Origin of the sequence: Amycolatopsis rubida, from assembly GCF_900115345.1 — a bacterium.
GTDB lineage: Bacteria > Actinomycetota > Actinomycetes > Mycobacteriales > Pseudonocardiaceae > Amycolatopsis > Amycolatopsis rubida.
The window spans coordinates 417,564-428,564 of sequence record NZ_FOWC01000008.1; the positions used below are offsets into that span (position 1 = coordinate 417,564).

Here is an 11,001-nt window from a genome sequence, read left to right on the forward strand (position 1 = left end):
GATGCGAAGGGACCGATCGACATGTTCGAGGTACTGCGAGAAATTCTGGTCGGCAAGTTGAAGATCCCGCCGGCCGAGATCAGCCCCGGCGCGACACCGGACGGTGTCGATCTCGACTCGCTGGCCATCGTCGAGCTGTCCATGGTGCTGGAGAAGGAACTCGGCGTCGCGGTCAGCGAGGACGAGATCAAGCAGGCCGCCACGCTCGGCGACCTCGCCGAGCTGATGGCGCGGCGGAGCACGAAGGTCTGATGGGGACCGAGGTGGCGGTCACCGGCCTCGGCCTGGTGACTCCGGCCGGTATCGGTGTCGCGGCGAACTGGGCCGCGGTGTGCGCGGGGGAGCCGACCGCCGCGTGGGACGCGGCGGTCTCGCAGCTTTCCTGCCGGGTGCCCGGTTTCGACGCCGACGAGCTGTTGGGGCCGCGTCGCGCACTCCGCCTGGACCGGTTCGCCCAGTTCGCGCTCGTGGCGGCGGGGGAGGCGATCGCCGACGCCGGGTTGGACCCGGAAACCTGGGACGGCGCTCGCGTGGGTGTGGTACTCGGCTGCGCCGATGGCGGCCCGGGAACCGTGGAAGCGCAGCATCGGGTTTACCTCGGCGAAGGCGCGCACCGGGTGTCCCCGCTGCTGTTGCCGATGCAGTTGCCCAACATGCTGGCCGGGCAAGTGGCGATGCAGTTCGGCGCGCGGGGACCGAATCTCGTCGTGGCCACCGCGTGCGCTTCCGGTGCCACGGCGGTGGGTGTGGCGTGCGATCTGCTCGCACTCGATCGCTGCGACCTCGTGCTGGCCGGGGGCAGCGAGGCGATGCTGACGCCGTTGGCGGTGACCGGGTTCGCCAGGATGGGCGCGTTGTCGGAGCGGTTCGGCGAACCGCACCGGGCCTCCCGCCCGTTCGACGCGGACCGCGACGGGTTCGTAGCCGGGGAAGGCGCGGGTGTACTCGTGCTGGAGCGGTCCGCGGACGCGCGGGCGAGGGGTGCCACCGCGCACGCTCGCGTCCTCGGGCACGGGGCGAGCGCTGACGCGCACCACATCACCAAGCCCGAACCACGCGGACGCGGCGGCGAGGCCGCTGTGCTCGCCGCGCTGGCCGACGCCGGCGCCGGCCCGTGCGAAGTATCCCATGTCAACGCCCACGGAACGTCCACTCCGGCCAACGACCGCGCCGAAGCGGTCATGCTCGCCAGGACCCTGCCCCACCGGCCACTGGTGACTTCGACGAAGGGCGTGACGGGACATCTGCTCGGTGCCGCAGGCGCGGTCGAGGCCGTGTACGCGGTGCTCTCGACCGAGAACCGCATCGTCCCCCCGACTGCGAACCTGGAACGCCGGGATCCGGAGATCGACCTCGACGTGGCCACCGCGGCGACCCCCGTCAGGATCGAGCTGGCGCTCAGCAACTCCTTCGGTTTCGGCGGGCAGAACGCGGTGCTCGCGATAGCCCCGGCATAGGGAACGGAATCGAGGCCGATCATGTGGCCAACTTCGGGAAGCGACCGCGTGCGGAGCGGTCGATGCTGATCACATGATCGGGACAGCCGGGATCCTCCGCGAAAGCGGACTGTTCACCATCGGCACGGTCACCGCCCGATGCCGCCGGATCGCCGACCGCGCCGGGCACGGTCTCACCGCGTTGAAGTCCGTTCAACAGCTGCTGCAAACCCGCTCTGGTGCGCGATCTGGTTTCGTGGTGCTACCGGCACTTCGACACGATCGATGTCTTCACCCCCGGTTACGAGGCCGGCTACACGCTGGCCGCGGCCGGTGCCCCCGAACCGCACGTCCGTCTCCGCGGCGATGGCGCGCGCTTCCGCCAGCGTGCGCGTTTCGGAGGGATCTCAGACCGTGACGAGCTGGCGGCCGGGCTCACCGTGGAACTCGGCGCACCCCGCCGTCAGCACCTGGACGGCGTAAGCCAAGCGTGTCAAGTCCAGGTGCGTTTCCACGGAGCGAACCGAGGTGGCGATCCGCCACGCCTCGTTGCCGCGTGCGAGGAATTCGAGCGCCTGGCGCGGAGTGCGGCCGTACAGGTGTCCTGCAGCCCACTTGACATTCAGACGCCGATGCCCGGCATCGGAGTTCAGGATCGCAGCCCGCATCCTCCTCGAACTTCGCCAGCCTGGCTGCCTGCGCTGGCATCGCCCCCGCCACCCGCGCCTCGGGAACCGGCATCAAAGGCGAGCACCCCGCCCGCACCGGCAACCGCAGACTCTGTGAGTGTGTCGGTCGGCGGTTCCGGTCTGGTCAAACGCGCGTTCTTCCTTGCAGCCTTCGCCGCACCGTCCGAGCCCGCCAGCAGGGCTTACTACGACAGGAGGAGTGCCGAAGGCAAGAAACACAACGCCGCATCTGCCAGGCCCGCCGACGCTGCGACGTCTTGTTCGCCATGCTCCGCAACCACACCCACTACCGCCGCAGCGGTGCCTGTGGTGACCTCGTCGGCGCGCAGGACAGCCAGCAGTTCATCGAGTTTCGCCGGACGCGTCGAGCCGCTTTGGTGGCGGGTGCGGTGTGCCAGGCGTATCGCGGTGTCAATTCCACGGGCATGTCGCTGAGCTGCGCCGGGTCGATGTGGTGTTTCCAGTGGACGCGGAGCGGTGCGCCTGCTGTTTGCGACTTCGCGTGTCCGCGTGCGAGAACCGGGTAGTTCACCGGATCTCGGCCTACGTCGGCACCGTGGAAATGGGGGTCGGTGCGGGTTTCGACGGCGTGGGCGACCTCGCCGGAGAGGTTGACCGCGGCGTGCCCGCGGGGATGAGCATGGAGTCACCGGCGTTGTGCTGGAGTTCCTCGCCGTAAACGGTGGCCGCGGTTCCGGAGACCACGGTGACCACGATGTCGCTGGCGCGGTCGCGGTGCGCGTGCGTGCGGAGACGGGGGTTCATGGCGACGTAGCCGACGCCGAGGGAACGGCTGCCGCGCACCCCGGTGGTGATCGCGGGGCCCTGCGGGCCGGCATCCGGGACGAGGATGTGCGCGGAGACCGGGTAGGGACTGGATCGGTCATTATGAGCGGACTCCTTGTCGGGGAGGGAAAAAGAGCACGAGCGGGTCGGCACAATGTCGAGACGTGCGATTCCACGCTTCGACCGCGCAATCAGCGTTTCCTCGGCGGCAACGGGGATGGTTCCTGGTCTTGTGCCGAAGCGGGAGGTGATCTCGCGGCTCTTGGCCAACCGGTCCGTGGCGGATTCGAGAAGACAGGGCCGCATGCATCGCTCGCAGCTGTCCGTTTCGGGCTGCAGGTGCGCAGGCTCTGCACGGCGGACACGTTCACGGTCAAGCCGGGGCGCTTTGGTCGAGAGACGATCTGGCGGGATTGACCTGGCACGAGACGCCGCGCAGTGGCGAAGGAAACAGGATTGGGCCTGGCCCTGGTCCCCGACAGGACTGCCGGCATCCGTTCCCGGTGGCTTTTCGGATCTCGGCGGGGAATGCGTCGTCGGCGGGGTAAACCGTTTCTGGCCGCGTCACCGCATCGCGCGGCAGCTTTGCCGCCGCGACCGTGCGGACAGTCTTCCGTAATTGATCACCAGCAGGCAAGATCTGGTCACAGGCCAAGATCAACCTGTGAGGACCTCGGATAACGTGTACGACTTGCCCGATTTCGATCTCGCGCCTTACGAGGCGGACTTCGGTGAATCCGCTCCGGTGCGCCGGAGTTATTGCAGCTGGACCGACGCGGGGTGGCGTTCGCTGCTGGTGCAGTGCTTCGACCATGAAACCGAGGTCGAAGAACTTTCCCTGCCCGGAGTGGCGGACGTGCATCTGGTCCTGTGCGTGGCCGGGGAGGTTCTCATGTGGACTCGCGTCGGGGGAGGAACGGTCCGCAGGCGCTGGAATCCGGGGACGATGGAACTGCTGCTGCCGGGCCAGCCGGTCGTGCGCGGGTATCGGGCGAGCGGGCCGATGCGGACCATCCAGGTGCACATCCCGTCCGGGACCGTCGCGCGGGTCGTGGCGGAGCTGGGCGGGCCGCCCCCGGATTTCGAAGCGGTGGCCGACAGGGTGAGCAAGGGCGATCCGGTGGCGGAGCATCTCGTGCGCGCCTTGCCCGCGGCGAGCAGCGCGAACGAGGTGTACGCGGAGTCCGCCGCGACGTTTCTGGCGACGCATCTGCTCGCCCGGGGAGACCGGCTGCGCCCGCCCGGGCGCGAGCACCCCGCGGTCCGCGCGGCCACCGCCGTCATGCAGGACCGGCTGGCCGAGCCTCTGACGCTGGCCGAGATCGCCGAGGAGGCGCACCTGAGCGTCTACCACCTGATCCGGGTTTTCCGGGCGGCCACCGGCGAGACGCCGCACCGTTATCTCACCCGGCTTCGCATCGAGCGGGCGCGGAGGCTGCTGCGCGACAGCACCCTGACGATCGCGCAGATCGCCGAACGCAGTGGTTTCGGCAGCCCCGGATCGCTGTCGACGGCTTTCCTGGGCCAGATCGGCGTCCGGCCGTCGGAGTACCGCAATTCTTGATCGACGGCTCCGGCAATCCAGCGCATGTACGCAGCGTTCCGAGTCGCCTACGTTCAGCTCGTGCCTCGCAACCACGCCCGCACCTCGCGCCGTGATCCGGCGCCGGTGCCTGCCGCACCGGCCGCACCGCGGTCGGTGAGTGGTTGACGGGCTTCCCGCCCGGTTCTCCGCATCGTGCGGAGTCGTCGCTGGCCGGTTGTGATTCGTCCTGCCCGCCGGCGGCGGCCGGACAATGCCGAAAAAACATGCACGGAAAGGCTCGATGGCCGATGCCCTCGCTTGTCCACGCGGATTTTCGCGCGAGCGCGCAACCCGCGGATCCCTATTGCGCCGTCGGGCACGGCGGCAGTTTCTTCCACCGGGACGGCGCCCGGCCGGGCCCGGTTCCCGCGGAGGTGACCAGGTGAGGGACTGGCAGCTCGCTCCGGAACACGACTCGGCGCTTCCCGCTGCGACGGACGGGATTCTGCGGTGGCGGCCGTTCACCGGCAATTGTTCCCGGCTGGTCGAACGCGGCGAGCACCTGGCGTTCGCGGTATCGCCCGGGAACGGGTACTTCTCGGAAGACCGCCTCGTGCGGATGATCCGATGGGGATGCGCCCGGTTCCGCGCGGTGGACCTGCTCACCGCCGACGTGCCGATGGCGGCCTGCACCTACCTCGGACGGGGATACGACGAGGGACACGCGCGCAGAAGAGCCAAACGGGACGTGCGGCAGATGGAAAACCGGATCGCCCGGGCGCTGGCTCGCGCCGAACTCCAGGGCACGCCCGTGCGGGTCCGTTACCTGGACCACGCGGTCGGCCAGCCCGGTTACCGGCGGATTCGGGCCGGCCTCGCCCAGGCCCGGAGGGAGAACCCCGCGTTCGAAGCCACGTGCCGCCGCATGGTGCTCGACGTGCTCACCGCCCGCATGCCCGAAGGCTGGCAGCCCGATCCGGCGCAGCTGGCCGCCGGCGCGGAGTACCTGGACATCGAGCTGCCCTGGTTCGCCGACACCCCGGGCGTGCTGGGCGTGACGGAATCCGTGGTGGCCTACCGGGTGGTGCCCGCCTTCGCGCCCTACCTCTACCCGCCCGGCGGAGCCAGCCCCGACCACCAGGGATTCATGCTCGTCGACGCCCCGGACGAGGTCAGCCCGCCGGGCGAGGCGAAGCCGTCGTGCGGGATCGGCGAACCGTGATGGGCGCGGGGCGCGACCACGCGGTGGTGATCGGGGCGGGCATCGCCGGGTTGCTGGCGGCTCGGGTGCTGGCCGGTCATTTCGCCACGGTCACGCTCATCGAACGCGACCGGTTGCCCGACAGTCCCCGGTCCCGGCCGGGGACGCCGCAGGATCGCCATCCGCACGGCCTGCTGACCCGCGGAGCGGAGGCGCTCGAAAGCCTGTTTCCCGGATTGCGCGACGAACTGGCCGCCAACGGGGCACCGGTGATCGACTTCTGCCAGGACGTCCGTTTCCGGTTCCCCGCCGGGTCGCCGCGCAGCATGCCGTCGGGGATTCTGGCCCAGCCGGTCAGCAGGCCGTTGCTGGAGGACGTCCTGCGACGGCGGGTGCGCGCGCTGGGGCCGGTCGTCGTGCGATGCGGCTACCGGGTGACGGGATTGCTCACCGACGCCACCGGCAGGCAAGTGACCGGGATCCGCGCGGCAGTCCGGGAATCACGGCCGTCGGAGTGCGTCACAGTCGCCGCGGACCTCGTGGTCGACGCCAGCGGCCGTTCGTCGAAGCTGCCGGATTGGCTTGCCCGCCTTGGCTTTCCGGTGCCGCGCCGAAGCACAGTGGACCCGGGGATCGGTTACGCCACCCGCAGTTACGTGCCCGCGCCCGGTACCGCGCCCGGGGACCGGAACGTGGTGCAGATGCTGGCCGCCCCGCACGGCCGGCGCGGCTGCTTCGCCACCACTGTCGAGCACGGGCGGTTGCTCGTCGCTTTGCAGGCTGTCCACGAACGTCCCCCGCGTACCGACGCCGAGTTCGCTGCTTTCCTCGGCTCGCTGGACGGCGGCCTGGCCGAGGCCGTCGCCACCCGCAGCCCGCAGCCCTCGATCTTCCGCTACTCCCACGCGGTCAACCGACGCCTGCACTATCACCGCCTGCGCCGCTGGCCGGACGGGCTGCTCGCCCTCGGCGACGCGGTCTGCGCCTTCAACCCCGTCTACGGGCAAGGGATGGCCGTGGCGGCGGCGGAGGCCCAGTTGCTCGACGACCTGCTGGACCGCCGGGCCGGCCAGGCCGGGCTGGAGAAACGGTTCCAGCGCCGGCTGGGCAGTCTCACCCTGGGACCGTGGCTGCTGGCCACTGCCGCCGACCGCGGCTGGCAGCCCGGCCCGAAGCCCCTCGCGGCCCGCGCCGCGCTCTGGTACCTGCGGCGGCTGTACTTCCTCATCCCGCGCGTCCCCGCCGTTTTCCTCCGCTTCGCCAGGGTGATGACCATGGTCGCGGGTCCGGCGGCGTTGGCCCATCCCGCCGTGCTGTTGCGCGTCTTGCTCGACCGCCGCGCAGTCCCGGCCGGCTCCGGGGACTGTCGCGCGCCTGAACCGCTATCGAGTCCGAGGAGGCCGTCATGACCCGGGAGCACCGCGGGGCCGAGGAGCCGATGTACAGCGCGGATTCGGCGACCCGGCAGGTGATCGTGGAACCGTTCTGCGTGCTCGGCGGCTTCCGTGCGCTGTTCCTGCAAGCGCTGCACCCCCGGGCGGTCGCGGCGGTGACACAGAACAGCGGCTACCGGCAACGGCCGCTGGAACGTCTCGCCGCCCTCCGCCGCTACGTGCGAGACACCACCACCGGCACGGTCGCCGAGGCGCGCGCCGCCGGTGCCCGGGTCAGGGCCGCGCACTCGGCCCTGACCGCCTACGATCCGGTCACCGGCGAGGAATACCGCTTGGACACGCCATCCCTGCTGCGCTGGGTCCACGTCGTGGAAACAGAGTCCTATTTGGACGCCGCGCTTCGCTGCGGGCTGGAATTGAGCCCGCGGCGGGTCGACGCCTACTACGCCGAGCAAACCGCCCGCGCCGCGTTGGTCGGCCTCGACCCGGACAGCGTGCCCGACAGCGCATCGGCCGTGGCGAACTACTACGACGGCGTCCGCGCCGAACTGCACGTCACCAAAGAAGCCACCAGCGTCGCCGCGTACCTGCTCGCTCCGAAGCTCCCTCAGCCTTTCAACCTGCTCGTTCCGGCCCTGACGCCGGTCGCGCTCGCCGCCTACGCCATGCTGCCGCCGTGGGCTCGCGCCCTCTACGGCGTCGCCGGGCCGCCAGCCACCGACCACGTCCTCGACCGCGCGCTCGGCCTGGCCGGTCCCGTGGCCGCCGCCGTGCCGCCCGCGGTCTGGGACGCTCTGGCCCGGTTCCTGCCCGAACCCTCATGACGACCCCCGTCGCCGGCCTTCTGGCCGACCTCGCCGCCCGCACGGTCCGCTGTCTCGCCGAAGCAGTGGAACCGCTGCCCGAACCGGTGCTGGGCGCCGTCCGCCACCAACTCGGCCTCGATCGCGAAGGCCGGGCGGGGAAGGCTTTGCGCCCGGCCCTGGCCTTGCTCTGCGCGGACGGCTGCGGGGACCTCGACGCAGGGCTGCCCGCCGCCGTCGCAGTCGAACTGGTCCACAACGCCTCGCTCCTGCACGACGACATCATCGACCGCGACGAGACCCGGCGGCACCGGCCCGCCGCCTGGCGCGCCTGCGGCGTCGGCACCGCTGTCCTGGCCGGCGACGCCATGACCGCGCTCGCCCTGGAAACCCTCGCCCGCGTCCCCCGCCGCGCCGACCTCGCCCTGGCCTGCCTCGCCCGCACCCTGCACGACCTGGTCGCCGGCCAGGTCCTCGACGTCGCCTTCGAAACCCGCCAGCACGTCCCCACCGACCACTACACCGCCATGGCCACCGGCAAAACCGCCGTGCTCATGCAAGCCGCCTGCGAACTCGGAGCGCTGCTGGCCGGCGCCGGCGCCGGCCAGCTCGAAGCCCTCGGCGGCTTCGGCCGCCACCTCGGTATCGCCTTCCAGATCCTCGACGACTACCACGGCATCTGGAGCTCCTGCGCCGACACCGGCAAACCCGCCGCCTCCGACCTGCGCTCCCGCAAGAAAACCTTCCCCGTGACCGTCGCCCTCGCCGAAGCCACCGCGCCGGCGCGCCGGCTGCGGGCCCTCTACCGCCAACCCGCCGACCTCACCCCCGAACAAACCCAGCTCGCCGTCCAGCTCATCAGCCAGACGACCGCACGCGAAGCCACCCGCCGAGCCGTCGCGCACGCCCGCGCCACCGCCGTCCAGCGCCTCAACCTCTCCAACGCCAACCCCCGGGCCCGCCGCAATCTCCTCGACCTCGCCGATCACATCCTCGCCGATCCCGCACTGCGGACCGGAACCGGCGACGGTCGCGCGGCCGCGCCGGGGTCGGGCCCGCCGGGCGCGATGGCGGCCGAAAGCACCCCGTGCCACGCCGATCCGCAGAAGAAGACGCAGGAATGAAGTGCTGCCGGGCCGCCGCGGAAGCATCATCTTCAATCGGCGGCGCCCGTCAGGGGAATCGCTGGATGAATAATTCGATTGGCTCGTCAGAAACCGCGGCAAGGGCGTCCGTCGCGGTCGCGGTGCACTCCTCGGACGTCATGAGCAAGCTCGGCATGACGCGCCTCCTGGCGGCCGAACGTCGCTTCAAGCTGCTCACCGAGGCGTCCGAATTCGCGGCGGCCGACGTGATCTTGTTGATCGAGGAGTCCGTGCGCGGTGAAACTCTGGCACTGCCGGAACGGATTCGTGCCGCGTCACCGCTGAAGACACCCCCGCGGTGCGTGATCGTCGCCGACGACTGCCCGGAGAGCCTGCTGCTCCCCGCGATCGGGTGCGGTCTGGCCGCATTGCTGCCGCGCGGCGAAATCGACACCGGTGCCTTGATCCGGACGATCGCCGGAGTCAGCCGGGGCGCGGTCGACCTGCCCCCGCCGCTGCAGGCGTGCCTGCTCGCGGAGCTGGACCGGGTAGTCAACGAAGTGCTGAAACCGAGGGGCATCATGCTGAGCGGGGTTTCGGCACGCGAGCGTGAAGTGCTCCGGTTGCTGGCCGAGGGCTGCGACACCGACGAGATCGCTGCCGAACTCGTTTACTCGCGCAGCCTGATCAAGAACATCATCAGGGAGGTGATGGACCGCTATGGCCTCCGCAACCGCTCGCACGCGGTGGCGTACGCGATCCGGCGCGGAATCATCTGATTCCCCGGGCACGTCGGGTGCATCATGCCGCCCCGCCGGCGCCGCTGTTGCGCGGGCGGGGCCCTGGCGACCACAGGTTCCGTGCCGGGGAGCCGCGAAACGGCGACGGGGAGTGCCGACCCTCAGCTCACGAAGAGCCGGGCGAACTCTTCCACCTGCGCTGTGCTCGTGGGACCTTCGAAGTACACGATCAGTTCCTGCACGCCCGCCTCTTCGCAGGCGCGCCGCCTCTTGACCGCCTCCGTCGATCCGGCCAGACCGTCTTCCTGTCCTGAAACTCCAAGGTTCCACGGTTTTCTTCCGCATTCGAGAATCCGGGCCGGTGCCAAGGCGGGGCATGGCCATTCGTTGACCGTGCCGATGTCGCCGCGGCCTCGACGAGGGAGTCGTTCCTGACGGTGTTCCACGAGACGTTCCCCGTTGCCCTCGGCGTTCCCGGCACCTGCGAAGTTGCGTCGTGCAGATCTGGGTGACGGCCGGGACCGCGGGCTGCACGCAAAGAACTGAGGCGTGAGACAGGATCGTGACGGACATCAAGCAGCTGACTGTGCTCGGCACCGGAGTGCTAGGTTCGCAGATCGCTTACCAGGCTGCCTACAGCGGCTTCCGAGTATCCGCCTACGACATCGACCACGCGGTCATCGCCGAGGCGAAGGAGCGCTTCGCCGCCATCTACGAGCGGGGGCGACGGCTCTGAAGGCGAGGCACAGGCGGCGCTCGCTCGGATCGGGGCCTTCACCGACCTTGCTGCAGCGGTCTCGGACGCGGACCTCGTGATCGAAGCGGTTCCGGAGGTGCTGGAGATAGGCAGCAGAGCTTCGCGCGCCTGGCGCCGGCGAAGACGATCTTCGCCTCGAACTCCTCGACGCTGCCGTTGAGCGCGCTGAAGGACTTCACCGGCCGTGCGGCCCGGTTCGCCGGCCTGCACTTGGCGTACGAGGTGTGGAGGTTCATCATCGCCGAGGTGATGGCGACGACCGACGCGGATCCGGTTGTCGTGGACACGTTTCTCGCCTTCGCCGCCGGGATCGGGATGGTTCCGATCCGGAAGGAGAAGCCGAGGGGGACGCTGGTCTCTGTCCTCGGGCCGTCCCTCTGCGCCGTGCAGGACCTTGCTTTCGGCGGCTCTGCGGAGCTGGAGGTCATCGACGAGGTCCGGCGTCTCGGCACCGGCTTGCCGAGGGGGACTTTCGAGATCTTCGGCGTCGTCGGGCTGAGCGCGCCGTGCGGCATCGCGTGGCACGGCGACGAGGATCAGCAGCGGATCGCCGCGTGGTTCAAGGCGAGCTACCTCGGCCAGGGC

At 70.3% G+C, this 11,001-nt stretch carries 14 protein-coding genes and 2 pseudogenes; 13 read left to right on the forward strand and 3 right to left on the reverse strand.

The features are described from left to right. Positions 1-21: 21 nt before the first annotated feature. From BM362_RS29385 to BM362_RS50720, 3 genes and pseudogenes are all read left to right on the forward strand, one after another. Positions 22-252, forward strand: coding sequence for an acyl carrier protein (locus tag BM362_RS29385; protein WP_093575345.1), 231 nt, complete (start codon positions 22-24; stop codon positions 250-252). Next, positions 252-1,457 carry a beta-ketoacyl-[acyl-carrier-protein] synthase family protein gene (locus tag BM362_RS29390; protein ID WP_198545492.1) on the forward strand — a complete coding sequence of 402 codons (1,206 nt, stop codon included), beginning with the start codon at positions 252-254 and terminating at the stop codon, positions 1,455-1,457. Before BM362_RS29385 ends, BM362_RS29390 begins: the two co-directional genes overlap by 1 nt. Positions 1,458-1,654: 197 nt before the next feature. Further along, positions 1,655-1,786 (forward strand): annotated as a pseudogene (locus BM362_RS50720) (hypothetical protein); the annotation flags it as partial. Between the two features lie 57 nt (positions 1,787-1,843). Here BM362_RS50720 and BM362_RS50725 read toward each other — a convergent pair. Beyond that, complete coding sequence (locus BM362_RS50725; RefSeq protein ID WP_067588547.1) at positions 1,844-2,104, reverse strand: hypothetical protein; 261 nt, start codon at positions 2,102-2,104, stop codon at positions 1,844-1,846. A 14-nt stretch (positions 2,105-2,118) separates the two neighbouring features. Between BM362_RS50725 and BM362_RS49395 the strand changes: the two are divergent. Further along, positions 2,119-2,418 (forward strand): annotated as a pseudogene (locus BM362_RS49395) (hypothetical protein); the annotation flags it as partial. A gap of 250 nt (positions 2,419-2,668) precedes the next feature. Here the strand turns inward: BM362_RS49395 and BM362_RS29405 are convergent. Continuing rightward, complete coding sequence (locus BM362_RS29405) at positions 2,669-3,064, reverse strand: cupin domain-containing protein (RefSeq protein WP_143132509.1); 396 nt, start codon at positions 3,062-3,064, stop codon at positions 2,669-2,671. Between the two features lie 511 nt (positions 3,065-3,575). On the opposite strand from BM362_RS29405, the gene BM362_RS29410 reads away from it, so the two are divergent. The 6 genes from BM362_RS29410 (at position 3,576) to BM362_RS29435 (ending at position 9,698) form a co-directional block, all read left to right on the forward strand. Next, a complete protein-coding gene (locus tag BM362_RS29410) occupies positions 3,576-4,475 on the forward strand; it encodes a helix-turn-helix domain-containing protein (protein ID WP_232791855.1) in 900 nt (299 codons plus the stop codon). 403 nt (positions 4,476-4,878) lie between these two features. Then, a complete protein-coding gene (locus BM362_RS29415) occupies positions 4,879-5,658 on the forward strand; it encodes a tRNA-dependent cyclodipeptide synthase (RefSeq protein ID WP_067588543.1) in 780 nt (259 codons plus the stop codon). Further along, on the forward strand, positions 5,637-7,046 hold the full coding sequence (locus BM362_RS29420; RefSeq protein WP_143132510.1) for an NAD(P)/FAD-dependent oxidoreductase: 1,410 nt from the start codon (positions 5,637-5,639) through the stop codon (positions 7,044-7,046). The genes BM362_RS29415 and BM362_RS29420 overlap by 22 nt, the downstream gene beginning before the upstream one ends. Further along, positions 7,043-7,855, forward strand: a complete 813-nt coding sequence (locus BM362_RS29425) for an oxygenase MpaB family protein (protein ID WP_067588541.1) — start codon at positions 7,043-7,045, stop codon at positions 7,853-7,855. The genes BM362_RS29420 and BM362_RS29425 overlap by 4 nt, the downstream gene beginning before the upstream one ends. Next, complete coding sequence (locus BM362_RS29430) at positions 7,852-8,958, forward strand: polyprenyl synthetase family protein (protein WP_067588539.1); 1,107 nt, start codon at positions 7,852-7,854, stop codon at positions 8,956-8,958. The genes BM362_RS29425 and BM362_RS29430 overlap by 4 nt, the downstream gene beginning before the upstream one ends. Further along, complete coding sequence (locus BM362_RS29435; protein ID WP_232791854.1) at positions 8,922-9,698, forward strand: helix-turn-helix transcriptional regulator; 777 nt, start codon at positions 8,922-8,924, stop codon at positions 9,696-9,698. Before BM362_RS29430 ends, BM362_RS29435 begins: the two co-directional genes overlap by 37 nt. 122 nt (positions 9,699-9,820) lie before the next feature. Here BM362_RS29435 and BM362_RS48420 read toward each other — a convergent pair whose 3' ends face one another. Beyond that, complete coding sequence (locus BM362_RS48420) at positions 9,821-10,105, reverse strand: hypothetical protein (protein ID WP_208865371.1); 285 nt, start codon at positions 10,103-10,105, stop codon at positions 9,821-9,823. A 116-nt stretch (positions 10,106-10,221) separates the two neighbouring features. Between BM362_RS48420 and BM362_RS50050 the strand changes: the two genes are divergently transcribed. The 3 genes from BM362_RS50050 to BM362_RS50055 form a co-directional block, all read left to right on the forward strand. Continuing rightward, positions 10,222-10,395 (forward strand): 3-hydroxyacyl-CoA dehydrogenase NAD-binding domain-containing protein, encoded by a 174-nt coding sequence (locus tag BM362_RS50050; protein ID WP_280142748.1) that lies wholly within the window; start codon positions 10,222-10,224, stop codon positions 10,393-10,395. 28 nt (positions 10,396-10,423) lie between these two features. Continuing rightward, a complete protein-coding gene (locus tag BM362_RS50730) occupies positions 10,424-10,576 on the forward strand; it encodes a hypothetical protein (protein WP_425285736.1) in 153 nt (50 codons plus the stop codon). Next, the coding region (locus BM362_RS50055) for a 3-hydroxyacyl-CoA dehydrogenase NAD-binding domain-containing protein (RefSeq protein ID WP_280142750.1) at positions 10,525-11,001 on the forward strand (477 nt) is incomplete at its 3' end. The genes BM362_RS50730 and BM362_RS50055, both read left to right, overlap by 52 nt.

Excerpts from the sequence above, each read along its gene's own strand:
- BM362_RS29385 (WP_093575345.1), top strand. The coding sequence starts at position 22 with ATGTTCGAGGTACTGCGAGAAATTCTGGTCGGCAAGTTGAAGATCCCG.
- BM362_RS29425 (WP_067588541.1), top strand. The coding sequence starts at position 7,043 with ATGACCCGGGAGCACCGCGGGGCCGAGGAGCCGATGTACAGCGCGGAT.
- BM362_RS29390 (WP_198545492.1), top strand. The coding sequence starts at position 252 with ATGGGGACCGAGGTGGCGGTCACCGGCCTCGGCCTGGTGACTCCGGCC.
- BM362_RS50725 (WP_067588547.1), bottom strand. The coding sequence starts at position 2,104 with ATGCGGGCTGCGATCCTGAACTCCGATGCCGGGCATCGGCGTCTGAAT.
- BM362_RS29430 (WP_067588539.1), top strand. The coding sequence starts at position 7,852 with ATGACGACCCCCGTCGCCGGCCTTCTGGCCGACCTCGCCGCCCGCACG.